Origin of the sequence: Antarcticimicrobium luteum, assembly GCF_004358185.1 — a bacterium.
Taxonomy (GTDB): domain Bacteria; phylum Pseudomonadota; class Alphaproteobacteria; order Rhodobacterales; family Rhodobacteraceae; genus Antarcticimicrobium; species Antarcticimicrobium luteum.
Genome location: NZ_SMUV01000068.1, coordinates 45,136 through 68,166, shown reverse-complemented (window position 1 = coordinate 68,166; position 23,031 = coordinate 45,136). Strand labels below are relative to the sequence as shown.

Below are 23,031 nucleotides of genomic sequence, written 5' to 3'. Positions count from 1 at the left end.
CGGGCTTTGGATGAAAACGGTGCCGGTGCGCGACCGCGAGGGCGGACGCGTGCCGGCACAGGGAGGACAGGAATGACAGTCAGGCCATCCATCGTGCGCCTGCTCCGGCCGCGGTCCATCGCGGTTGCCGGGGCATCGGCGAAGAAGAAATCACTTGCCAATATCGTGCTGGACAATCTCGCGCGCTACGGGTTCGCGGGCGCTCTGCATGTGATCCACCACAAGGAGGCCCAGATCGAAGGGCGGCCGACCGTCGCTTCGGTGGACGAGCTGCCCGAGGGTGTCGATTGCGTGGTTCTGGCGATGCCGGCCAAGGCGATTCTGCCGGCGGTCGAAGCCTGTGCCGCCAAGGGCGTGGGCGGGATCATTATCTTTTCCGCCGGTTTCGCCGAGCTGGGCGAAGACGGCCGGCAGGCGCAAGAGCGTATTCGCGAGATCGCCCATGCGGCGGGGATGGTTGTCGAAGGACCCAACTGCCTCGGCATGATGAATTACGTCGATGCCATCCACCTCAGTTTCAGCGCCACCGATCAGCGCGATATCGCCGGGCCGGGAATCGGCGTGATCTCGCAAAGCGGGGCGATGGCCGTAGTCGTGCGCGGCGCCTTTCACGGGCGCGAGCGGGATGTGAGCTATGCCATCTCGACCGGGAACGAGGCGGCCAACGGGATCGAGGATTTCCTCGAATTCCTGCTCGACGACGACGACACCCGGGTGATCTGCATGATTGCCGAACAGCTGCGCGACCCGCAGCGGTTCCTGGCGCTGGCCGGGCGCGCGCGGCACATCGGCAAGCCCATCGTGATGCTGCATCCGGGCAAATCCGGTGCCGCGCGCGAGGCCGCGCGCACCCACACCGGGGCGCTGGCCGGCGACAACGCGGTGATGCGCGCCAAAGCGCAGGCCAAGGGCGTGACGCTGGTCGATACCATCGAGCAGCTGATCGACGTTACCGAATTCGTCCAGCTGTATGGTTTTCCGTCAGCGCCGGGGCTTGGGGTAATCGGCGAATCCGGTGCTCTGAGCGCGCAGCTGCTCGACTATTGCGAAGAGCAACATGTGCCGCTGCCGCATCCCGAAGGCGCGGTTGCCGAGGCGCTCGCCGCCATCGCGCCGGGGTTCATCAATGCGACCAATCCGCTGGACCTGACGGCACAGGCGATGATCAATCCCGACATCTACCGGCAGGCGGTCGCCGCGCTGGAGGTCGACGACCGGATCGGCACCATCATGTTCGGCATTAGCCTGACAAGCCGCACCATGGCCAAACGCAAGCTGCCGCCGCTGTTGGAAATCCTCCGGGCTTACCGTCCGTCCAAGCCGGTGATCTTCGCCATGGTCGGCGACGACGCCGAGATCGGGCAGGAGTTGATCGGGCAGATGCGCGATCTGGGCATTCCCTTCTATCGTTCGCCCGAACGGGTGGTGCGGGCGCTGCCGGTTCTGACTGCGCCCCGTTCAGGGGCCGAGGCGCGCCGCCTGCCGGCGCCGGCGGCTGCGGATCTGCCCGAGGGCACGTTGTCGGAGGCGCAGTCCAAGACGCTGCTAGCCGAAGCCGGTCTGCCGGTGCCGCCGTTCCGCGCCGCAGGCAGCGCGGATGAGGCTGCCGCCGCGGCTGCCGATCTGGGCTATCCGGTTGCGATGAAGGTGCTCTCGGCCGCGTTGCCGCACAAGAGCGACGTGGGCGGTGTGTTCCTCAGCCTGAAGGACGAGGCCGCACTGCGTGCCGCCTATGAAGAACTCCATGCCAATATCGCCCGCCTTGCGCCGGGGGTGACGTCCGAGGGCGTGCTGATCGAGCCGATGGCACGGATGGGGGTGGAGCTGATCGCGGGCGCGCGCGACGATCCGCTTTGGGGGCCTGTCGTGCTGGTGGGGCTTGGCGGGGTTCAGGCCGAATTGCTGAAAGACCTCCGGCTGTTGTCTGCCGACTGCTCGGAGGCCGAGGTAATTGCCGCGCTGGAGGGGCTGAATGGTGCCGCACTTCTGAAAGGGTTCCGGGGGGCACCACCCTGCGACCTGCCTGCGATCGCCCGTGCGGTCTGCGCACTGGGGGATTTCGCGGCGGCCCATCCGCAGGTGGCCGAGGTCGAGATCAACCCGCTGTTTGCCTACCCCGAAGGGGACGGCGTCTGCGCCGTCGATGCGCTGATTTCTGTCAGGAAGGAGCAGGAGTAATGGATTTTTCCGTTTCCGAAGAACAAAAGATGCTGCTCGATACCACATCGACGCTGATGAGCCGCCATGCGGATCCGGCCGAGATCGGCAAATGGGATCTGGACCGCCAGTATCCCGAAGAGCTTTACGCCAAATGGGCCGAGGCCGGGCTGATCCAGTTTCCGTTCCCCGAGGAATACGGCGGACTAGGTGGCGATGCGGCGGATGTGGCCCTGCTGGTCGAGGAACTCTCCAAGTCGAGTGCCGACCTCTGCATGCCCTATTCCAGTGCGATCTTTTGTGGGTTCAACATTCTGCGCAACGGCAGAGAGGCGCAGAAGCGCCGCTGGCTACCGCCGCTGCTGAGCGGCGAGATCAAGATGCTGATCGGCATCTCGGAGCCCGGCGCGGGCTCCGACGCCACCGCCATGAGTACCTTTGCCAGCCGGACCGAGGGCGGCTATCTTCTGAACGGGCAAAAGCTCTGGGTCACCGGGGCGGGGCTGAAGGACGCTTATCTCTGCCTCTATGCGAAAACCGACAAGACGGTGTCGCACCGGGACGGCGTTTCGATGTTCTTGATCGATGCCCGGGCGCCGGGGGTGACGCTACGCAAGCTCGACATGCTGGGGCGGCGCTGCAGCGGGACCTATGAAATCTTTTTCGAGGATGCCTTCGTGCCCGAGGATCAGCTGATCGGCGGCGAGGGTCATGGCTGGCAATGCCTGATGTCGGGGCTGCAATACGAGCGCGCGGTTTCCGCCGCCAGCAGCTGCGGTGGGGCGCAGGGGGTGGTTGACCTGATCGCCGCCTATGCGATGGAGCGCCAGCAGTTCGGCCAGCCGATCGGCACCTTTCAGGCGATTTCGCACCGCATCGCGGATATGCAGACACGGGTCGATGCAGCACGGATGCTCATGCTCCGGGCGAGCTGGCTGTCGTCGCGGGGCGAGGACGCGCTGCGCGAGATCTCCGAGGCCAAGCTCTTCGCTTCGGAAACCTATGTCCATGTGGCGGGCGAGGGGGTGCAGCTAATGGGGGCCTACGGGCTGAGCCGGGAATATGCGATGGAGCGGCATTTCCGCGATGCCCGCAGCGCCACCATTGCCGCGGGGACCTCGGAGACGCTCAGGAACTTGATCGCGGGTCTGATGGGCTTGAAACAGCTCCGATAGCGCGCGTTGGCTGGTCCCGTTACCGAGGTCCAGACCCCAGGCATTCCCTTCCCGGGGGACAGGGGGACGACGCGGCTTCGCTATAGAGGAGCGAACAGATTGGCCAGGAGCCGAGCATGGCGGGTCTGTGCCTGGTCTTGCCCCGTTTTAGTTCCGGTCTCTTTCGAGCAATGTTTGCTATGAAGGAGACCGAGAATGGCAACGAACTAAACAGACGAGTTTCGTCGTGGTGCTTTACGAATCGCAACGACCATTGGTCTGACAAGACCACAAGCGGCATCAGATTTGGGGTTGGGCATTCGACATTGAACAAGTGGGTTCAATAGCATCGACACGAGGGCACCAAATCCGTCGCCTGATCCTGAGATGATTTCCTGGCCGCTGTGTTGTGCCGGGCATGGGTCATTTCCCGCAGCTGTGCTTTCGCCGATTTGGCCCCCTTCCACCCTCACCGCGATTTCGCATCGGATGAGTGTCTTGTCCTACCACCGGGCGTTTCAGGTAGGGACGTCCCACGAAAACGTGGTGATCGTCGACTACCTCTATGAATTGAATATCCGCGGGCCTGTGGTCGATCTGGACGACGTCGAGGGCCTGTCTCGCACTGATGCATCCCGGACGAAGTTTCAGGCGATGAAGATACTTGCCGCCGGAAAGCCTGCGACGTGCAATCTCCTCGTGGGTGAACAGGTGCGGGATCCGCTTGGCCACGCTGACATAAGCTGGAGGATTGAGCCCTTCACTGGCACAGCGCGCACGGATTTCATCGACGAACGGAGCGAGGTCGGGTTGCTCTGGCCGGAGCCACAACTCGCGCATCTGAACCCGAGTTCCGGATCTTGTATCTCAGTATACCTCAGGTTTGGGGGGCGCCGGCTAACTATGGGGGCGGGTAGCAACAACAACGCGCGGCTCTTTTCCGGTATGACCCCCGAAACCTATTCCCGTTCCGACGCCACAACCCTCGCGCAAATGATCCGCAGCGGCGAGGCTGGCCGTGATGAGGTCCATGAAGCGGCTGTGCGGGCGGCTGCTGCGGCAAACGCGAAATTCAACTTTGCCCTGGCGTTGAAGGCTGATGCCTCGGAGCCAACGCGGGAAGACGGTGCGCTCTGCGGGGTTCCGACCCTGATCAAGGACATCAACGGTCATATCGCAGGCGACCCGGTTTGTTTTGGAAGCCGCCTCTATCAATGTCAGACATCCGCACAAAGCAGCCATGTCGGCCTCGGGATTCAGCGGGCCGGGATGGATGTGATCGGCGTCTCCTCGGCGCCGGAGTTCTCGCTGGAAGGGCACACTTCCAACCTGCTGACCGGCGACGTGCGCAATCCCTGGGCAACTGAGCGGTCGCCGGGAGGCTCCAGCGGCGGGGCCGCAGCAGCGGTTGCCAGTGGCGCGGTGCCAGTTGCCCATGGCTCGGACATTGCCGGCTCGATCCGCGTTCCTGCGGCCTGGTGCGGGTGTGTCGGGCTGAAGCCGTCGCGCGGGCGCGTCAGTTCAGGCCCTGCAAAGGATGAAGGCGGCTTTGGCCTTGCCACCAACATGTTCCTGACCCGGACGGTACGGGACGCGGCCGCCACTCTCGATGCGCTATCACGCCCCTTTCCGGGTGATCCGTTCCGTATCCCGACGCCGGAAGGATCGTTTCTGGCCTCACTTGGGAACGGTGGTGTGGGCGGTTCGTTGCGCATTGCGGTCTCTGTCGAAGGTCGCATGGGCATTCCGGTCGAGCCTGAAACCGCCGCGGCACTTCGCGATGTCGCAGGTCTTCTGGAGCAGGCGGGCCATTTTGTGGAAGAGTTCGGCGACCCGCTGGACGGAATTGAGAGCCTTGTCGCGTTGACCGAGGTCTGGCTCGCGGGCTTCGCGGATCAATCCGACCGGGTGGCGACGGCACAGGGCCGCAAAATCGATGAAACCGTTTTCGGTCCGGTCGCATTGGCCGCCTATGAGTGGTCGAGACGCATCGATCTGGCCCACTTTCTTGCTGCGATCGATCACTTGAACCGGAGCCGTCGCCAGATGGGCGAGGCGCTGGAGGCCTATGACATCTGGCTCAGCCCGGTGACCCCCGCAGCCGCGCCCCGGATCGCCGATCTGCCGACGCCCTCCACAGATTTCCGCGACCATATTGAGCGCGGCATGGCGCCTGCCTTCCAGCACACCGTCGCGCAGAATGTACTTGGCCTTCCGGCGATGTCGCTGCCGCTTGCACGTCACAGCGACGGGCGGCCCATCGGAGTGCAACTCACCGCGCAGGCCGGTCGGGAGGATCTGTTGTTGCACCTTGCAGCCTTTTTCGAAGAAACCCGTCCCTGGCCGCTGATCCCGCCAGAGGCGAGATAACAAACCACTGGTCCAACAAGGAGAAGATCATGAAATTGAAACCGATTGTTGCTGCGATTGCGGTGGCGCTCGGCCTGGGAGGCGCGTCCGCCCAGGCCGAAGCCAAATATACGTTAACGATCTCAAGCTGGGGGCCGCCGACCTCAGGGATAAATGTTTCGATGTGGCCACAGATCACGAGACTCATCGAAGAGGCAACCGATGGGCGGATCACGACCGACCTGAAACTGAACCTTGCGCCGCCGCCCGCGCAGTTTGACATGATCCTCGACGGTGCCGCGGATCTAACCTGGATTTTCCACGGCTATAATCCCGGCCGCTTCGTTTCCGCCCAGATGATCGAATTGCCGGGGTATGATGCCGATTCCGCCACACTTTCGGCGGCCTACTGGCAGGTTTATCAGGACCATTTTGCCGGGCTGGACGAACACCGCGGGGTGAAACTGATCGGTTTGATGACCCATGGTCCGGGTCAGCTCGCTTCGGCCTCCAGGATCGAACAGCTGTCCGATATTGCCGACCTGAAGATCCGCACCGGCGGCGGTGTCGCTGGCGAGGTTGTCGGCCTTTTGGGGGCCAGCCGCATCCAACTGCCTGCGCCGAGTTCGTATGAGGCGATTGCCTCGAAGGCGGCGGATGCCAGCATGATGACAATCGAGGGCCGCAAGAGCTACAATCTGGTTGAGGTGGCGCCCTTTATGTACGAAATGCCCGGTGGCTTCTATCGCGGCTCCTTTGCGCTGCTGATGAACCAGGAAAAATTCGACGCGCTGCCCGCGGACCTTCAGACTGCGCTCGACACGGTTTTCGGCCTCGACACCTCGCGCGTTGCCGGCACCGTCTGGGATGAGATCGACCTCGAAGGTCGTCAGGCCACGCTCGACACGCCCGGCAACGAGATCATCGTCGCCAGCCCCGAGGATCAAGCGGCCTTCGCCAAACTTGCCGAGGGCGTCAAGGAGAAGGTCTTTGCCAGCCTCCGCGACGCAGGCGCAGATCCCGAGGCTGCCTATGCCGAGATCTTGTCGCTGATCGCCAAGTGATGAGCTGGTAGAGCGCATGTCATCCTTTCGGAACACTGTCACCGCGGTCCTTGTGACCGCGGTGCGTTTGCCCAAGGGGCTGGCCATGGCGGCGCTGATGCTGCTGATGGTCATGACCTTTTTCGATATCTTGCTGCGGTCGACGGTGAATGCCCCGATCGAGGCCACGACCGAACTGTCGCGCATCCTGTTGATGTTCGTCGTTTTTGCCGCCATGCCCGAGGTGACCCTGCGCGGCACCCATGTGGCGGTGGATCTGCTGGCGCCCGTACTGGACCGGGTCGGGTTCGCCCGCATCGAGGGGCTGATCCTGATCGGCTCTGCTGTGCTGATGGTCTGGCCCGACCAGAAGATCCTGACGCTCGCGATGCGCAGCAAGAGTTATGACGACATGACAGAATTCCTGCATATCCCAACATATCTGCCGGCGCTTTGCGTGTTTGCTTTCATGGTGATGACCACAGCCTGTTTCGCCATTGCCGGGCTGTGGCTTTTGCTGACCGGGTATTCCTTTGGGTTTGAACGGCGGGAGGCAAAGGAATGGTAACCTCTCTCTTGGGCCTCGCGGCCGTTCTGGCCCTATCGCTGCTGCGTGTACCGATCGCCATAGCGATGGGCGTCGTCGGCGTCCTTGGCTACGCGATGGAGACCAGCATGTCGGCCTCAATCTCGATGGCCGCACGGCTGATCACCGATGCGTCGCAGGACTACAGCCTGACGGTGGTGCCACTCTTCGTGCTGATGGGCCTCTTCGTCAACAAGGGCGGCATGGCGGATGAGCTTTACGAGGCCGCCTATTCGTTTCTCGGGCATCTGCGTGGCGGGCTTGCGATGGCGACCATCGTCGCCTGCGGCGGCTTCTCGGCGATCTCGGGTTCGTCGCTGGCGACGGCGGCGACCATGTCGCGGGTGGCGATGCCGCAGATGCGGAGGTTCGGCTACAACGATACGCTCTCGACCGGATCCATCGCGGCGGGCGGTACGTTGGGCATCCTGATCCCACCCAGCGTGATCTTGATCATCTACGGGCTTCTGACCGAGACCAGCATCGGAAAGCTGTTCCTTGCCGGTATCGTGCCGGGGATGCTCGGCATCCTGCTTTATCTGGTCGCCGTTCGCTTCGCGGTCTGGCGCGACCCGTCGGCGGGGCCGGCCGGAGAGCGCTCCACCATGCGTCAGCGACTGCATGCGCTGCGCGGGGTCTGGGCGATCCTGCTGCTGTTCTTCATAGTGATCGGCGGGCTCTACGGCGCGCTGAACTTCTGGCCGATCCATATCACCTTCTCGCCGACCGAGGCGGCGGGCGTCGGTGCGACCGGGGCTTTCCTGATCTCGTTGTTCAGGAGGCAGATGAGCCTGCGCGACATGCTGTCGGCGTTGTCCGAGGCCGTGACAACCACCGCCTCGCTTTTCGCGGTGCTGATCGGGGCCTGGATCTTCTCGAATTACGTCAACATGGCCGGCCTGCCATCGCAGTTGCAGGCCTTGGTGTTGAACTGGGGAACCTCGCCCTTTCTCGTCATGGCGATGATCATCCTGATCTACGTGCTGCTGGGGTGCGTGTTCGAGAGCATGTCGATGCTGTTGCTGACCGTGCCGGTGTTCTTTCCGGTCGTCGTGGCGCTGGGATTCGATCCGGTCTGGTTCGGCATCGTCGTGGTCGTGGTGGTCGAGATCAGCCTGATTACACCGCCCGTTGGGTTGAATGTCTTTGTTCTCAAGCGCGTGGTGCAAGATGTTTCGATCGCCACGATCTTTCGCGGGGTGACGCCTTTCTGGATTGTCGATCTGATCCGGCTGGCCATTCTGCTGGGCATCCCGGCGGTAACGCTGTTTCTTCCCAACTCCATTCACTAGGGGCCTTAGGGCTCCGAGACCCGGCCCCTCCACTGGCGGGGCCGGGTTCGATTCAACATGTCAGACGGTCAGTTGGCGGTTTCGGCAACTGGGCATATTGGCCACCGATGAACAGCAGGGGATCGACCTGACCCTCAGGGGCCTCCATGTGCACCGGCCGGCCAAGGATGATCCGGTGGTCCCCGCCTGGAAAAACCTCATGCAGATCGCAGAGGAATACCGCCGACGCATCCGCCAGCCGTAGGAAGCCGCGGTCCCGTAACAAGGGCACCGAAGCCACATCGCCGCGTCCGGAGAAGGCGTTGGAAATCTCGGTCTGGTCGCGCTTGAGGATGTTCACCGAGAACCGCCCAACGCGCAGAACCGTATCAGCACTTCTGCTTTCATTGCGGGCGCAGAACAGCAGCAGAGTCGGATCAAGGCTGACCGAGGTCAACGAATTGACGGTCATGCCACAGGGCCGGTCGTCGTCCTTTGCCAGGATCACCGCCACGCCAGTGGCGAAGCGCCCGATCAGAGAGCGGAACAACATGGGGTCCAGAGTCGGAAAATCTTGGGAATGCATAGGGGTACCCGTTCGCAATTTCGGTATGGGCCCATTCTGGCGCGCATCGCGCCGACTCGTCTGTATCTCCCGTTACCGGCTCAGTCCCGGAACCGATCGGAGATCAGCAGGATCCGCCCGTCGATGATGGCGATTTCTCCGCGCTCCTTCAGTCGGCCAAGAGTTCGGGTGACGGTCACGCGGGTATTGCCTGTCATTGCCGCAATCTGCTCATGTGTCAGTTTTGGTACGATCAGTTTTCCGTCGTCGCGGGTCTCAGCGAACATCCGCGCCATACGGCCGAACATTTCGAGGATCCTTGTCTCAGGCTCCCGCGAGGAAAGCTGTTCCAGCCGCACCGCCAGTACCCGCTGTTTCAGGGCGGTTACCTGGAGGACGGCGGCAACGAACTCTGGGCTGTGTGCCGCGATTTGTGCAAGCTTGCCGGCATCGAATTCGAGAAGTTCCGTCGGCTCCAGTGCCGTAGCACCGGAAAAGCGGGGGAGCGCGTCGATGGCGGCGCCCTCACCGCAGACAGTCTGTGGTCCCATCAGTTCTAGGATCACCTCGGTACCGTCCTCGCGGATCATGGCGATCTGAACCAGACCCGAGACCACGACATAGAATTTCGAGGATAGACTTCCCTGGGCATAGATCTCTTCGTCCTTCCTGAACCTGCGGCGCAGGAACAGACCACTGTCCTTTATCATCGAACCCATCAACTCGTCCGACATCAGCCAAGTGCCATTGGGGTTCAATTCCATTTTCGTTCCTTTTAAAAATTGCAGTGTATCCAAGGATACCGATCAAGCCTCCGGGGCTGTGTAGCCTGCGCTACATCGAAAGTCTGGAGGTCCAAGAAAAATGTCAAATCCAATGGTGGCGAACTGCCATCAAGAGGCCGGCGACCCGATTGAGGCCGCACGCGGTTTGCAGCCGTGGCTGAAAAACCAGGCAACCCGAATCGAGGAGGCGAACCGCCTACCCCCGGATGTCGCCGAGAAGCTTGTGGAAGCCGGGTTGTTCAAAATGTCCGTCCCAAAGCGCTATGGAGGATATGAACTCTGCCCCTCGCAAGCCAGTCTTGCGGTGTTCGAGGTCGCACGCGGATGCGCGTCATCGGCCTGGTTGAGCGGTTTGGTGGCGGCGAACCTGATGATGGTTGGAAAATTCTCGGACCGGGCACAGGACGAAGTCTTTGGCGGCGGGCGTCCGGCAATCGTGCCAATGCTGACCGGTGGAGTTGGATATGACATCATCGTCGCGCCGACCGAGGACGGCCTTCGCCTGTCGGGCAAATGGCGCTATGCCTCGGGGATCGATATCGCCTCGTGGGTGGGGTTGCTGATCCAGGTCCCCGGAAACGACGGTCCGCGTCCGGCGCTGGTTCTGGTCCCGCAGGAGGAATTCTCAATCGACGATGCCTCCTGGCAGGTTCTCGGGATGCGCGGGACCGGTAGCAAGAACGTGGCGCTGGAAGAGGTGTTTGTCCCGGCGCACCGGATGCTGGACTGGCAGGTGCTGCAAGAGGGGGGGCGCCATCCGGATTGCAGCAACGACGGCATGATTTTCCATTACCCTCTGAACTCGGCCTTTGCGCTGTCGGTCGCGGCGCCCACACTGGGGGTCGCGGCGGCTGTGGTCGAAACCTATACGGACACGGTCCGCACCCGCGTCGCGTCCGGTACCGGGCAGGCCCAGGTCGAGGATCGCGTCGCACAGATCGCCGTTGGGTCGGGAACAGCGGTAACACACCTGCTGTGCGAGGGTCTGGTGACGGGCGCCGCCGCTCTGTCGCGGCGCGTGGAGGCGGGGGAGAGCATCAGCCTCAAGGACCGCGCGATGTTCCGGATGCGACTAGCAGCCTCCACGTCTCTTGCGCTGCGCGAAGCGCAGAAGGTCTTCCGCTCGGTGGGCGGCAGCCTGCTGCCGTCCGGCAGCCCGCTTGAGCGGTTGTTCCGGGACATCCATGCGATGAGTTCGCATTTTCTTTTGCAAGAGGATCCCATCGGTGAGGCATTTGGCCGCCTGCTGCTGGACCTCGACCTTCCCAAGAACGCAAGACTGTAAAACAAGGAACCCAAACCATGACCAAGATCACGACAAACCCCGATCATCCGGCGTTCAAATCACCCGATGGCAGCAGTATTTTCGACAAGTTCGGATATTCCGCCGCCGTGCGCGCCGGTGATTTCGTCTATGCAGCGGGGCAGATCGGCTTGAACCCCGATGGCTCGATTCCGGAAAGTGACTCAGAACAGATCCGCAATGCTTTTGACCGGTTGAAGATCGTGCTCGAAGCCGCTGGGTCGTCGATGGATGATGTGGTGGAGTTGATCACTTACCACGTGGGCATAAAAAACAATCTGGCCGGTTGTGTCGCCATCAAGGCCGATTACATCAAGGCGCCGTTTCCGACCTGGACAATCATCGAGGTAGCCGGTTTGGCGCGGCCGGAATTGAAGATCGAAATCAAGGCCACCGCCTACACGCCTGAAAAATAGCGGAGCGATCCTACAGGGTCGGCCCGCCGCCACTGGGTCTCGCCGGTCTGATTCCTCGCTAATGGGCAGCGCTGTCGCAGTCTATGCGCGGCGCGATGATTGGAAACGGGGGCAGCGATGATCATCACCTTCCTCGGCGACATTTCCACCAATCACCTGGCAGGGGCCACCCCTCGTTGCGGCGCCATGGCGCTCGCCATCATCCTGTTCCTCCTTTCGATCCGCCGCGTCTGCGGGAGATGTGATCAGCTTGCCCCGGCGTTTCGGCCTTGGGAACGGGATAGTGGCGCGGTGTCCGTATGATGCGGATCTACCGATCAACGAAACCGCCGGGTGCCGCTGCTCCGTGGTCTGCAGGGTCAAGCTCAAGAGGGCGTGTGGTCGCAAAGACGGGATGGGCCGGCTATCGGATCACTTCAGATCAGCGGGAAGGAGTTCATTTGGAAGGTTTTGATGGCAGACTGGCCGAAGCCACCGGCGAATTGCCAGTGTTCCGACCGAGGTATGTCCGAAATTCGTCGAGGCAGGATAGGGCCCCCCATGGACCATCGCGTCGCAAACCTCGACCCCTGTCGGAAAACCGTTGGCGAGAACCCGTCCCGCCTTGCGCTGAAGGGTCGGCAACAGGTCGCGGCCGATGTCTGTGTCGGCCTGGTCCATGTGCAAGGTGCAGGTGAGCTGGCCTTTCAGACTTGCCGCGACCGCCTGCATCTCATCGGCATCGGCAACCGAAACGATCAGACCGAACGGCCCGAAGACCTCTTCGCCCAGCACCTCGTTTGTCATCCAGGCCGCGCCGGTGGTGCGGTAGAGGTAGGGGGTAGCGTTCCTGAAGTCGCAGACCGAGGTCAGCAGCTCCTGCACCCCCGCGCTGCCGGCCACACGATCGCGCCCGGCGCGGTAGGCTGTGGCGATGCCGTCGGTCAGCATGACCTGTTCCCCGCCCTGCGACAGCGCCACTGCCGATGCTTCGGCGAAGGCGTCGGCATCCGGGCCATCAATGACCACGGCGATCCCGGGATTGGTGCAGAACTGCCCCGCGCCCATGGTCAGCGATCCTGCCCATCCAGATGCGATCTCGCCGCCGCGCGCGGCAAGCGCGGCCGGCAGCAGGAACATCGGGTTGACCGAGCCGAGCTCGCCGAAGAACGGAATCGGTTCAGGCCGCGCCGCGCACAAATCGAACAGCGCCCGCCCGCCGTCGAGCGAGCCGGTAAACCCGACCGCGCGGATCAACGGATGGGTGACGAGCGCCTGCCCGGTCTCGCGGGTTCCGCCCTGCACAAGGCTGAAAACGCCCGGGTCGATCCCCTGACTGTTGATCGCCGCCAGAATCGCCTGGGCCACGATCTCGCCGGTCCCGGGATGGGCCGAATGGCCTTTGACCACGACCGGGCAGCCCGCTGCCAGTGCCGAGGCCGTGTCTCCGCCCGCGACTGAAAACGCCAGCGGGAAGTTCGACGCTCCGAACACCGCGACCGGCCCAATCGGCTGTTGCATCACGCGCAGATCGGGGCGCGGCAGCGGCGCGCGGTCGGGCAGTGCCGGATCGTGGCGGCGGTCGAGATAGTCGCCCGCTTCGATATGATCGGCGAACAGGCGCAGCTGGCCCGTGGTCCGGCCGCGTTCGCCCTCAAGCCGCGCCGCGGGCAAACCAGTCTCTCTGGTGCCGATCTCGGTTATCGCGGCCGCGCGCATCTCGATCTCTTCGGCGATGGCGCGCAGGAAGGCTGCCCGCGCGGCGCGCGAAAGCCCGGCATAGGAGGCGAAGGCCGTTTCGGCGGCGCGCACCGCTCGGTCGACATGTTCGGGCCGGCCCACGGCAAAGGAATCTGGCGTGCCGTCGATCGGCATGTTCGTGAAGGTCTCGGTGTCGCCGACCCATTCGCCGGCGATCAGGTGATTGCCACTAAGCATTGTGCTTCCTTCTTCAGATCAGCTTGCGGTGCGCGAGATTCGCCATCAGCGCGCGGGCGCCGAAGGTCCATTCGGGGCATTTCGTTGAAAGATCGACGGTATTGCGGAGCGCCCCCAGCCCCTCGGAGGCGATCGTCACCACGTCGCCGATCTTGTGCGTGAAGCCGCCGCCCGGGGTGTCGCGGTCTTCGGTTGGCGCGAAAAGCGTCCCGAGAAACAGAATCAGCCCGTCGGGATACTGGTGATGACGGCCGATCGCCTGAGAGACGAGATCCGCCGGGTCGCGGCTGATTTCAGCCATAGAAGAATGGCCCTTCAGCACGAAGCTATCCGGACCTTCGACCGTCAGTGCAACCTCGGCCTGCCGCACGTCGTCCAGTGTGAAGCCGTCATCAAATAGGCGGATGAACGGGCCGATCGCGCAGGAGGCGTTGTTGTCTTTCGCCTTCGACAGAAGCAGCGCCGAACGCCCCTCGATATCGCGCAGATTGACATCGTTGCCGAGGCTCGCGCCAATGATCCGGCCGGCCGAGGAGACCGCCAGAACCACCTCGGGTTCGGGGTTGTTCCATGCCGATGCCGGGTGCAGCCCGATCCGCGCGCCCTGGCCGACGGAAGAGAGCGCCTGTGCTTTGGAGAAGACTTCGGCGTCGGGACCGATCCCGACCTCGAGATACTGGCTCCAGAGCCCTTCGGCGATCAGCGCCGCCTTGGCTGTCGACGCCTCGGGCGAGCCGGGGCGGATTGCGCGAAGGCTTTGGCCGATCGCGGCACCGACGCGGGCGCGGATCGCTTCGGCGCGGGCCGGGTCGCCGGCGGCGCGCTCCTCGATCACGCGCTCGATCATCGAGCCGGCAAAGGTCACGCCGCAGGCCTTGATCGGTTGAAGGTCGCAGGGCGCCAGCAGGCGCAGCGCGTCGCCCTCGTCGGCGTCCTGCGCCAGAAGATCGGCGAGCGGTCCCAAGGCGTCGCCCGGCGCGGCCTGGACATGGGCGGCGGGGTCGTCCAATTCGCAGACGTCGCGTACGGTGGGCGCGGCGCTCGAGGTGATGTCCACCACCGCGCCGTCCCGAACCGTCACGACGCAGGGCCCGATGCCGGGCCGCCAGACCCGCCCCAGAAGCGTGCCATGCGTAAGGGGATTGCTCATCATTCACCTCCCGTGGTGCGTGTCGGCTCAGACATTGCCGAACAGGTGCTGCTTCTCGATCCCGGCAGACAGCGTGTAGTTCGGGTCGACCATGTTGCCCAACCGCACCCGGCCACACTGGCTCAGCAGCATGTAGGCCTCGAGCCGATCATGCCCGAACTCATCGGCCATCCATTCGACGAGATCGCGATAGGCGATGCGCGCGGCATCCTCCATCGGCCGGGCGCTGCCGACTGACATGATCCGGTCTTCGGATTCGATGCGCGGCCAGTTGATCTGCCAGTCGCGGATCAGGTCGACGACGATCGTGGTTTCGCTGGGGTGCTCAATGGCATTGCCCGAAAGCTCGCCATCACCCTGAGTCGCATGAACGTCGCCGAGGAACAGGTATGCGCCTTCGGCACGTACCGGCAGGTAAATGACATTGCCCGGCCGGGTTTCAGGCAGGTCCATGTTGCCGCCATGGCTGGCCGGCACCAGCGAACTAATCGAATCGATCTGTGGCGAAAGCCCGATCGTGCCGATGAAGGGTTCGTAGGGCAGGCGAAGACGGTCGCTCCAGTAGACCCAGTTCTCGTCCACCACGACCTTGCGTACTTTCTCGGGCAGCGGATCGTTCAGCATCGCCGTGACGTCAGTGCCGACCAGCCCGCCGAGCTCGTTGATCAGGCAGGTCGTGCCCCGGGGCTGATCGCCGCGCGGTACGATCCGTTCGATATAGATCGCCAGAACGTCGCCCTTCTTCGCGCCCTCGACCCGGATCGGCCCATTCTGCGGGTTGCCGAAGGGCATCTCGAGGATCTCGGACGGCCGGTCGCTTTCCAAGCGGATGCGTCCGCCGAATGCATCCAGCGTTTCGACCACGATACGGTCGCCGGGCGCGACCTCCAGCACCGGATCGGCGTATGGGCCAAGCGTGTATTTGAAGTCCCTCTGCGCGGCTTCATCGAGCCGGTGGGTGCGGCCGACACGGCCTTGCGCCGCCCCGCGGGCGCGCATGATGGATCCCGAAAGCCAGGACGATTCCTCGAACGGTCTATGCACTGTGCTACCTCCCTGTGCCTTGGTTGCCTGCGATGGTTTCCCCGGTACATGGCCGCAGCGGCCATGTACCGGCCTGGGCGTGACGCCGCGCATCGCGCCGCCTATCGTGAGACTTCCCCAACGCATTGGCCTACCTTTCATACCAGTTTTTTCGCGCTACGACGCTTGAGTCAAGACGGAATGCTGGCTTCTGCATGGAAATCCCGCGTGGCTTGCGGCTGGCCGGACCGTGCAGTGTGTATCGCCCGTCGCCGGTGATGGCGGGCCGGCCGGGGAGATGATGGCCGCTATTCGGTCAGGGAAAGACGCGCCTCCCAGACCGACCAGTATTGTTTGATCACGCCGTCAAGATGCGCGCGCATCGCTGCCTCGGCGGCGTCGGGGTCCTTGGCGGCGATCGCCTCGAAGATGCGGGTGTGGGCCTCGACGGCATGCTGCGGAGACCCGGGGTGCAGCATGGCGATCTGGCGCTGCTCGAATAGCCATTCAGACAGGCCGCTGTAGGTCGCATCGATCACCGTATTGCGCGCGATCGAAACGATTTGGGCGTGAAAGGCATTGTCGGTTTCGTTGAAGCGATGCCGATCGTTCACCGCCACTCGGTTCGCGTCCAGCGCCTCCTTGAGCTCTGCGATGTCGTCCGGCGTGGCATTGACGGCCGCGTGACGAACCAGCGCGACTTCGAGCAGAACTCGAGCATCCTGGAACATGCGCACGCCGTCCCTGGTGGCCATCAGCGAACGGGCTGCGCCGGACAATTCCTGGATAAGCACGTCCGGCGTGGGACTGGTGACGACGGCGCGCTCGCCACTCCTGATCAGGACGAGGCCCATTTTGCTCAATGCAAACAGGGCTTCGCGCACTGCCGGGCGCCCGACCCCGAATTCTTCCATGATCTTGCGCTCCGAGGGCAGATGATCTCCCGGCGCGTAATCGCCGGCGTGAATCCGCCGTTCGATCTCGGACGCAATTTCCTCGTAAAGTTTTCTGCGGCGAATGTCGTTTCGACCCATGCCTTTGCGCTGCCTCTTTTTCTAAAGTTCTACGTTAACCTCGAACCGACCGTGCCGGAAGTCCGCTTTCCGGTATCGCGCGATTGCGCGTCCGGGGCGCTAGTGTCTGCGCCAATCACGCATCCAGCCCGACGCGCTGCCCGCACCGCCGCTCGGCAGATATTCACAGCCGACCCAGCCGTCGTAACCAAGCTGGTCAAGAGTTGCGAACAGGAACGGGTAATTGATTTCGCCGGTGCCGGGCTCGTGCCGGCCAGGCGTATCGGCGATCTGTACGTGTCCGATCACGTCGATATGGTCTGCGAGGGTGCTGGCCAGCTCGCCCTGGATGCGCTGCATGTGGTAGATATCGGCCTGAAGTTTCAGGTTGGGCCGGCCGACCTCGGCAATGACATCGAGCGCGTGCGGCACGCTCGCCAGGAAATATCCGGGCATATCATGCGGGTTGAGCGGTTCGACAAGCACCGTTGCCCCTTGCGCTGCGGCGCGGTCGGCAGCAAGGCGCAGGTTCTCGATATAGGTCGTGTGCAGTGCTTCGCGGTCGTCGCGATCCGCGACCAGCCCGGCCATTACATGGAGCCGCGGGCAATCGAGCGCGCGCGCGTATTCCAGAGCCAGATCAACGCTTTCACGAAATTCGACCCCGCGTTCGGGCCGGCAAGCAAGGCCGCGATCGCCCCACTCCCAATTGCCGGGCGGCAGGTTGAACAGGGCCTGGGTGAGCCCGTGCTCGGATAGCCGGTCGGCCAGTTTGGCGGCGGGCCATTCGTAGGGAAACAAGAACTCGACCGCCTCGAAACCATCGCGTGCGGCACATGCGAATCGATCGGTGAAAGGGCTCTCGGGAAACATCATCGACAGGTTGGCAGCAAAACGGGGCATGGCTGTACTCGCGTCCGTGATCTGGCCGAAGATCGACCTGCTTGCAGAACAGCATGCGCGCGATCATCGCTATAATTATGATACCAAGGTCGTACGAGAAGCGCTGTATCCTGTCAAGTAAGGGGTTATTCCGGCCACGATATGCAATGATATTCTTTATCGATCAAAAGAAGATATGGCCAAGAAAAGGTAATTTTAACAGTGTATTGGTGCCATTCCGTTCAAGACCTGAGTACACTCCGGCGCGCAGAAAGGAAAAATTTTGAGTGCTTGACAGGGCCTGGAGAATCAAGAAAGGTGGTATCACAGGTAGACCAGTCAACCAGAGTTGCGCCGCACAAAACGGCGCGCGGTGACCGAAAGGCAGGGGAGAGATATGACCAAAGAAAAGATTGCCATTGTTGGCGCGGGCATTGTCGGACGCGGCTGGGCAATCTCGTTTGCGCGGGCAGGTCATGACGTGCACCTGTATGACACGGACGCTTCGGTGCTCGATGCTGCGCTTTCCGAGATTGGCGATCTGGTTGCCGGGCTGCATGCGCACGATCTTCTGAGCGGCCAGACCGAATCGACAGTGACGCATCGGATTGTCCCGACAGATGATCTGGAGCGCGCGCTCGACGGGGCGGTATATGTACAGGAATGCACGCCCGAGCGGGTCAAGGCCAAGAGCGAGGTCTTCGCTGCGCTCGACGCGGCGGCCGGAGACGGCGCAGTGATTGCCAGTTCTTCCTCGGCAATTTTGCCCTCACGCTTTACCGAGGGCCTGCCAGGTCGCCACCGCTGCCTGGTCGTCCATCCGATCAATCCGCCCTATCTCGTTCCCGCGGTTGAGATCGTGCCGGCGCCCTGGACAGACGTCGAAGCCGTCGAGCGCACGTCAAAGCTGATGCGCGGCTGCGGCCAGGCCCCGATCGTGATGAAGAAAGAGGCGGAAGGCTTCGTGATGAATTGCCTGCAGGGCGCCTTGCTGCACGAAGCCTTCCGGCTTGTTGCCGAGGGCTATGCCAGCGCCGAGGACGTCGATACCGGTGTGCGTGACGGGCTCGGCCTGCGCTGGTCGTTCATGGGCCCGTTCGAAACGATCGACCTGAACGCGCCGGGTGGGATTCGCGACTATATCGGGCGCTATGGTCTGGCCTATGAGCGCATCGCGCAGGATCAGCATCCGGTCCCCTGGCGCGGCGCACTAGTGGACGATCTGGAGCAGGCCCGCGCCGAGCGGCTCCCGCGCGACCTGCTGGGCGAGCGGCAACGCTGGCGCGACCGCAAGTTGATGGCGCTGATCGCGCATAAGCGCGCCGGGTGCGAGGCATGAGCGGCGCGGCAAACACATCGATCGCTCTGCTGGGAGTGGGGCTGATGGGCGCGCCGATGGCGCGGCGCCTGGCCGATGCCTTCGGGCAGGTCACGGTGTGGAACCGCAGTCCCGCCGCATTCGACCGCATCGACTGCAGCGGCCTTCGGATCGCCCGGGACGTTCACGAGGCGGTGCGCGGGGCCGATGTGGTGATCACCATTCTAACCGACGGTGCCGCCGTCGAGGATGTGCTCTTCGTTCGCGGCGCGGCCGAGGCGATGACGCCCGACGCATTTGCTATCGACATGAGCTCAATCGCGCCGTTCGAGGCGCGCGAACATGCGGACCGGCTGGCCACGCTCGGCCTGCGCCACCTCGATGCGCCGGTGTCCGGCGGCACCTCCGGTGCCGAAGCGGGGCGGCTTGCAATCATGGTGGGCGGCGCGGCAGAGGATTTTGATCGCGCCCGCCCGATATTCGCACCGCTGGGGAGGGCATTGCATCTGGGGCCCTCGGGCGCCGGCCAAGTGGCGAAGCTGGCCAATCAGATCATTGTGGGCCTGACCATCGGCGGCGTCGCCGAGGGGCTGGCGCTCGCCCGGACAGGCGGCCTCGATCTCGAGCGGTTTGTCGACCTCATCGGTGGCGGGCTGGCCGGTAGCACGGTCCTTGCTCAATATGCGCCACGGATGATCGCCGGCGACTTCACGCCGCGCGGTCGGTCGAGTACGCATCTGAAAGACATCCGCAACGCCCGGCGACATGCCGCGACACTCGGGCTTTCCCTGCCGTTCAGCGGGGTGCTCGAAGACGCTTTTGCACGGCTGATCGAGCGACAGGGCGACGTTGACCATTCGGGCCTGATCCTCGCGCTGGACCAGGCGGTGCAGCCGGGCCCGGGTGCTGCTGCGGCGGTTTCGGAGCAGAGGAGCCGAGAAACGCGATGACCGGCCAAACGAAAAAACATCGGCTGCGTTCGCAGGACTGGTTCGACGATCCCGAGCGCATCGACATGGCGGCGCTCTACCTCGAGCGGTTCATGAATTTCGGGCTCACGCCTGAAGAGCTACGGTCGGGCAAGCCGATTGTCGGCATCGCCCAGAGCGGCAGCGACATCAACCCGTGCAACCGCATCCATATCGATCTTGCCCGCCGGGTGCGCGACGGCATCCGCGATGCCGGCGGCATACCGCTGGAATTCCCGGTGCATCCCACTTTCGAGAACTGCCGCCGCCCGACCGCGGCGCTCGACCGCAATCTCGCCTACCTGGGGCTGGTGGAGATCCTGCATGGCTATCCGCTCGACGCCGTAGTGCTGACCACGGGCTGCGACAAGAGCACGCCGATGGCGCTGATGGCCGCGGCGACGGTGGATATCCCGGCGATCGTCCTGTCGGGCGGTCCGATGCTTGACGGCTGGCATGACGGCAAGCTGGTCGGCTCGGGCACCGTTATCTGGCAAAGTCGGCGCAAACTGGCCGCCGGCGAAATCGACGAGGACGAATTCATCTCCCGCGCCGCCGACAGCGCTCCTTCGGCGGGGCACTGCAACACCATGGGCACGGCGCTGACGATGAATTCTCTGGCCGAGGCGTTGGGCATGTCGCTGCCCGGCTGTGGCGCCATCCCCGCCGCCTATCGCGAACGCGGGCAGATGGCCTATCGAACCGGCCGACGGATCGTCGAGATGGTGGACGAGGACCTGCGCCCGTCGCAGATCCTGACCCGTGCGGCCATCGTGAATGCCATCGTGACCAATTCCGCGCTCGGCGGATCGACCAACGCGCAACCGCATCTTGTGGCAATCGCCCGTCATGCCGGGGTCGAGATTTCCCCCGACGACTGGCAGACGCACGGATACGACGTGCCGCTTCTTGCCGATGTCCAGCCCGCAGGGCGCTATCTCGGCGAGCGGTTTCACCGCGCCGGCGGCGTGCCGGCGGTGATGTGGGAACTCATGCAGGCCGGTGTGATCGCCCCCGATGCGCTCACCGTGACCGGCCGGATACTGGGCGAGAACCTTGACGGCCGCGAGGCCCGCGACCGCGACGTTATCCGGCCCTATGACCAGCCACTGCGCGAGCGGGCGGGCTTCATGGTCCTGTCAGGCAACCTGTTCGATTTCGCGATCATGAAAACGAGCGTGATTTCAGACGAGTTCCGCCGCCGCTTCCTGTCCCGCCCCGGTCAGGAAGGTGTGTTCGAGGGTCGCGCCGTCGTATTCGACAGTGCCGAGGAGTACCACGCCCGCATCAACGATCCGACGCTCGAGATCGATGAGGGCACGATCTTGGTGATCCGCGGCGCCGGGCCGCTTGGCTGGCCCGGATCGGCTGAAGTGGTGAACATGCAGCCGCCCGACGCGCTTCTGCGTCAGGGTATCACCAGCCTGCCGACAATCGGTGATGGCCGGCAGTCGGGCACATCGGACAGCCCGTCGATCCTGAACGCCTCGCCAGAGAGCGCCGCCGGTGGCAATCTCGGCCTGCTGCGCACCGGCGATCGGATCTGCGTTGATCTCAACACGCGGCGTTGCGACGCGCTGCTGTCCGACGAGGAGTTTCTCAGGCGGGGCGAGGAGGGCACCACGCCCGCCGTGCCCGAAAGCCAGACGCCCTGGCAGGCGCTCTACCGCCAGACCGTCGGCCAGTTGCGCGATGGCGCGGTGATCGAAGATGCTGTTCGGTTCCGCCAGGTCGTGTGCACACCGCCGCGCCACAATCACTAGCGAGGCTCCCGTGACGTTCAGCAAAGCGAAATACAGGTTTCAGACAGCCGGCGCCGTGCCGCAACGGGCCCGGCGGACATGGTGCGCCCGCCTTGGCGAAATGCCCGCCAATCCTTCGCACCGAGTAAGACCGTCGTGCGAGAACGCGCGCCGGAGAAACGCACCAATTGGCCACTGCGCCGGGAGTTGACCGATGGGAAGTATCACAATAAGCAAAGTGACCAAGCATTTCGGCGCGCTGGAGGTGATACCGCCGCTGGATCTGCATATCGAAGAGGGCGAGTTCGTCGTCTTCGTTGGCCCGTCTGGCTGCGGCAAGACCACGCTGCTGCGCCTTATCGCGGGGCTGGAGGACGTGACGTCCGGGTCGGTGGCGATCGATGGAACCGACGTGACGCAGGTTGCCGCCGCGCGGCGCGGACTCGCCATGGTCTTCCAATCCTACGCGCTTTACCCGCACATGACGGTACGAGAGAATATCGGCTTCCCGCTGCGAATGGCGGGAATCGGCAAGGCGGAGATCGCCCGCAAGGTCGAGACGGTCGCCGAAACACTTAACCTGACGGGCCATCTCGATGCGCGCCCCGGCCAAATGTCCGGCGGTCAGCGCCAGCGTGTCGCCATCGGCCGTGCGATCGTGCGGGAGCCCAAAGCATTTCTGTTCGATGAACCGCTTTCCAACCTGGATGCCTCCCTGCGGGTAAACATGCGACTGGAAATCTCCGAGCTTCACCAGCGCCTCCAAACGACCGCGATTTATGTCACACACGATCAGGTCGAGGCCATGACCATGGCAACCAAGATCGTGGTTCTGCGCAGCGGCATCATTGAGCAGGTCGGCTCTCCGATGGAGCTCTACAACCAGCCGCGCAACCTGTTCGTCGCCGGCTTCATAGGTTCTCCGAAAATGAATTTCATTACTGGTGAAAAAGCAGCGCAACACGATGCGGCAACGATCGGCGTGCGGCCGGAACACATCGCGCTGTCGAAGGACGCCGGGGCCTGGCAGGGCGCCGTCGGAATCGTGGAGCATCTGGGCTCAGACACATTTCTGCATGTCAACGTGTCTGGCGCAGGGCCGCTTACTGTGCGCGTGGCGGGCGAGTTGGCCGTCAACTTCGGCGACACCGTCTTCGTGACCCCCGACGCGAACAGAATCCACCGCTTCGATGCCGCCGGCAACGCGTTACCGCGAAGGAACTGATCGAGCTGCGGAGACAGCAGACGCGACAGCCAATGCTACGACACGGGATTGAAGAAATGGAACACCGAATGGCGATCGACCGGAAAACGCGGAAAAGGATCCGCGAGCTCTGTCGGCCACCATGATCGGGTGCACCGGCTCTGCCAGCAGGGTCGGACTGGGTG

At 63.5% G+C, this 23,031-nt stretch carries 20 protein-coding genes; 13 read left to right on the top strand and 7 right to left on the bottom strand.

All coding sequences use genetic code 11. The features are described from left to right. The first annotated feature begins 72 nt into the window (after positions 1-72). The 6 genes from E1832_RS13415 to E1832_RS13385 all read left to right on the top strand — a co-directional run bounded on the left by E1832_RS13415 (position 73) and on the right by E1832_RS13385 (position 8,581). Entirely contained in the window at positions 73-2,178 is a 2,106-nt protein-coding gene (locus tag E1832_RS13415; RefSeq protein WP_133360273.1) for an acetate--CoA ligase family protein, read from the top strand. After that, positions 2,178-3,332 carry an acyl-CoA dehydrogenase family protein gene (locus tag E1832_RS13410; protein WP_133360272.1) on the top strand — a complete coding sequence of 385 codons (1,155 nt, stop codon included), beginning with the start codon at positions 2,178-2,180 and terminating at the stop codon, positions 3,330-3,332. Before E1832_RS13415 ends, E1832_RS13410 begins: the two co-directional genes overlap by 1 nt. 468 nt (positions 3,333-3,800) lie before the next feature. Then, entirely contained in the window at positions 3,801-5,681 is a 1,881-nt protein-coding gene (locus E1832_RS13400; RefSeq protein WP_165978883.1) for an amidase, read from the top strand. A 29-nt stretch (positions 5,682-5,710) separates the two neighbouring features. After that, positions 5,711-6,724: a TRAP transporter substrate-binding protein gene (locus tag E1832_RS13395; RefSeq protein WP_133360270.1), complete on the top strand. Its 1,014-nt coding sequence runs from the start codon at positions 5,711-5,713 to the stop codon at positions 6,722-6,724. A 61-nt stretch (positions 6,725-6,785) separates the two neighbouring features. After that, positions 6,786-7,271 (top strand): TRAP transporter small permease, encoded by a 486-nt coding sequence (locus tag E1832_RS13390; protein WP_206021053.1) that lies wholly within the window; start codon positions 6,786-6,788, stop codon positions 7,269-7,271. Beyond that, the gene (locus E1832_RS13385) at positions 7,265-8,581 is read left to right on the top strand and encodes a TRAP transporter large permease (protein WP_133360268.1); all 1,317 of its coding nucleotides are present in this window, start codon (positions 7,265-7,267) and stop codon (positions 8,579-8,581) included. Before E1832_RS13390 ends, E1832_RS13385 begins: the two co-directional genes overlap by 7 nt. A 52-nt stretch (positions 8,582-8,633) precedes the next feature. Here E1832_RS13385 and E1832_RS13380 read toward each other — a convergent pair whose 3' ends face one another. Both E1832_RS13380 and E1832_RS13375 read right to left on the bottom strand, forming a co-directional pair. Further along, entirely contained in the window at positions 8,634-9,113 is a 480-nt protein-coding gene (locus tag E1832_RS13380) for a flavin reductase family protein (RefSeq protein ID WP_280960208.1), read from the bottom strand. A 113-nt stretch (positions 9,114-9,226) separates the two neighbouring features. Continuing rightward, the gene (locus tag E1832_RS13375) at positions 9,227-9,889 is read right to left on the bottom strand and encodes a Crp/Fnr family transcriptional regulator (RefSeq protein ID WP_133360266.1); all 663 of its coding nucleotides are present in this window, start codon (positions 9,887-9,889) and stop codon (positions 9,227-9,229) included. A gap of 112 nt (positions 9,890-10,001) precedes the next feature. Between E1832_RS13375 and E1832_RS13370 the strand changes: the two genes are divergently transcribed. The 3 genes from E1832_RS13370 (at position 10,002) to E1832_RS13360 (ending at position 11,932) form a co-directional block, all read left to right on the top strand. After that, complete coding sequence (locus tag E1832_RS13370) at positions 10,002-11,195, top strand: acyl-CoA dehydrogenase family protein (RefSeq protein ID WP_165978880.1); 1,194 nt, start codon at positions 10,002-10,004, stop codon at positions 11,193-11,195. 17 nt (positions 11,196-11,212) lie between these two features. Next, positions 11,213-11,629 carry a RidA family protein gene (locus tag E1832_RS13365; RefSeq protein ID WP_133360264.1) on the top strand — a complete coding sequence of 139 codons (417 nt, stop codon included), beginning with the start codon at positions 11,213-11,215 and terminating at the stop codon, positions 11,627-11,629. A gap of 117 nt (positions 11,630-11,746) precedes the next feature. Continuing rightward, on the top strand, positions 11,747-11,932 hold the full coding sequence (locus E1832_RS13360) for a hypothetical protein (protein ID WP_133360263.1): 186 nt from the start codon (positions 11,747-11,749) through the stop codon (positions 11,930-11,932). A gap of 108 nt (positions 11,933-12,040) precedes the next feature. Here the strand turns inward: E1832_RS13360 and E1832_RS13355 are convergent, their stop codons facing one another. From E1832_RS13355 to otnI, 5 genes are all read right to left on the bottom strand, one after another. Continuing rightward, positions 12,041-13,546: an aldehyde dehydrogenase (NADP(+)) gene (locus E1832_RS13355; protein WP_133360262.1), complete on the bottom strand. Its 1,506-nt coding sequence runs from the start codon at positions 13,544-13,546 to the stop codon at positions 12,041-12,043. A gap of 13 nt (positions 13,547-13,559) precedes the next feature. Continuing rightward, a complete protein-coding gene (locus E1832_RS13350; RefSeq protein ID WP_425358977.1) occupies positions 13,560-14,696 on the bottom strand; it encodes a fumarylacetoacetate hydrolase family protein in 1,137 nt (378 codons plus the stop codon). Positions 14,697-14,723: 27 nt separating this feature from the next. Continuing rightward, positions 14,724-15,740 carry an acetamidase/formamidase family protein gene (locus tag E1832_RS13345; protein WP_245513986.1) on the bottom strand — a complete coding sequence of 339 codons (1,017 nt, stop codon included), beginning with the start codon at positions 15,738-15,740 and terminating at the stop codon, positions 14,724-14,726. A gap of 287 nt (positions 15,741-16,027) precedes the next feature. After that, a complete protein-coding gene (locus E1832_RS13340; RefSeq protein WP_133360260.1) occupies positions 16,028-16,753 on the bottom strand; it encodes an FCD domain-containing protein in 726 nt (241 codons plus the stop codon). A 99-nt stretch (positions 16,754-16,852) separates the two neighbouring features. Continuing rightward, positions 16,853-17,635, bottom strand: a complete 783-nt coding sequence (gene otnI, locus E1832_RS13335; RefSeq protein WP_133360259.1) for a 2-oxo-tetronate isomerase — start codon at positions 17,633-17,635, stop codon at positions 16,853-16,855. A gap of 376 nt (positions 17,636-18,011) precedes the next feature. Between otnI and E1832_RS13330 the strand changes: the two genes are divergently transcribed. The 4 genes from E1832_RS13330 to E1832_RS13315 all read left to right on the top strand — a co-directional run bounded on the left by E1832_RS13330 (position 18,012) and on the right by E1832_RS13315 (position 22,867). Continuing rightward, positions 18,012-18,953 (top strand): 3-hydroxyacyl-CoA dehydrogenase, encoded by a 942-nt coding sequence (locus tag E1832_RS13330; RefSeq protein WP_133360258.1) that lies wholly within the window; start codon positions 18,012-18,014, stop codon positions 18,951-18,953. Then, on the top strand, positions 18,950-19,882 hold the full coding sequence (locus E1832_RS13325) for an NAD(P)-dependent oxidoreductase (RefSeq protein WP_133360257.1): 933 nt from the start codon (positions 18,950-18,952) through the stop codon (positions 19,880-19,882). The genes E1832_RS13330 and E1832_RS13325 overlap by 4 nt, the downstream gene beginning before the upstream one ends. Beyond that, positions 19,879-21,663, top strand: coding sequence for an IlvD/Edd family dehydratase (locus E1832_RS13320; protein ID WP_133360256.1), 1,785 nt, complete (start codon positions 19,879-19,881; stop codon positions 21,661-21,663). Before E1832_RS13325 ends, E1832_RS13320 begins: the two co-directional genes overlap by 4 nt. Before the next feature lie 193 nt (positions 21,664-21,856). Continuing rightward, positions 21,857-22,867 (top strand): ABC transporter ATP-binding protein, encoded by a 1,011-nt coding sequence (locus tag E1832_RS13315; protein WP_133360255.1) that lies wholly within the window; start codon positions 21,857-21,859, stop codon positions 22,865-22,867. Positions 22,868-23,031: the final 164 nt, after the last annotated feature.

Coding starts and splice junctions, on each gene's coding strand:
- E1832_RS13415 (WP_133360273.1), top strand. CDS start 73: ATGACAGTCAGGCCATCCATCGTGCGCCTGCTCCGGCCGCGGTCCATC.
- E1832_RS13410 (WP_133360272.1), top strand. CDS start 2,178: ATGGATTTTTCCGTTTCCGAAGAACAAAAGATGCTGCTCGATACCACA.
- E1832_RS13400 (WP_165978883.1), top strand. CDS start 3,801: ATGAGTGTCTTGTCCTACCACCGGGCGTTTCAGGTAGGGACGTCCCAC.
- E1832_RS13395 (WP_133360270.1), top strand. CDS start 5,711: ATGAAATTGAAACCGATTGTTGCTGCGATTGCGGTGGCGCTCGGCCTG.
- E1832_RS13385 (WP_133360268.1), top strand. CDS start 7,265: ATGGTAACCTCTCTCTTGGGCCTCGCGGCCGTTCTGGCCCTATCGCTG.
- E1832_RS13380 (WP_280960208.1), bottom strand. CDS start 9,113: ATGTTGTTCCGCTCTCTGATCGGGCGCTTCGCCACTGGCGTGGCGGTG.
- E1832_RS13375 (WP_133360266.1), bottom strand. CDS start 9,889: ATGGAATTGAACCCCAATGGCACTTGGCTGATGTCGGACGAGTTGATG.
- E1832_RS13370 (WP_165978880.1), top strand. CDS start 10,002: ATGGTGGCGAACTGCCATCAAGAGGCCGGCGACCCGATTGAGGCCGCA.
- E1832_RS13365 (WP_133360264.1), top strand. CDS start 11,213: ATGACCAAGATCACGACAAACCCCGATCATCCGGCGTTCAAATCACCC.
- E1832_RS13360 (WP_133360263.1), top strand. CDS start 11,747: ATGATCATCACCTTCCTCGGCGACATTTCCACCAATCACCTGGCAGGG.
- E1832_RS13355 (WP_133360262.1), bottom strand. CDS start 13,546: ATGCTTAGTGGCAATCACCTGATCGCCGGCGAATGGGTCGGCGACACC.
- E1832_RS13350 (WP_425358977.1), bottom strand. CDS start 14,696: ATGAGCAATCCCCTTACGCATGGCACGCTTCTGGGGCGGGTCTGGCGG.
- E1832_RS13340 (WP_133360260.1), bottom strand. CDS start 16,753: ATGGGTCGAAACGACATTCGCCGCAGAAAACTTTACGAGGAAATTGCG.
- otnI (WP_133360259.1), bottom strand. CDS start 17,635: ATGCCCCGTTTTGCTGCCAACCTGTCGATGATGTTTCCCGAGAGCCCT.
- E1832_RS13330 (WP_133360258.1), top strand. CDS start 18,012: ATGACCAAAGAAAAGATTGCCATTGTTGGCGCGGGCATTGTCGGACGC.
- E1832_RS13325 (WP_133360257.1), top strand. CDS start 18,950: ATGAGCGGCGCGGCAAACACATCGATCGCTCTGCTGGGAGTGGGGCTG.
- E1832_RS13320 (WP_133360256.1), top strand. CDS start 19,879: ATGACCGGCCAAACGAAAAAACATCGGCTGCGTTCGCAGGACTGGTTC.
- E1832_RS13315 (WP_133360255.1), top strand. CDS start 21,857: ATGGGAAGTATCACAATAAGCAAAGTGACCAAGCATTTCGGCGCGCTG.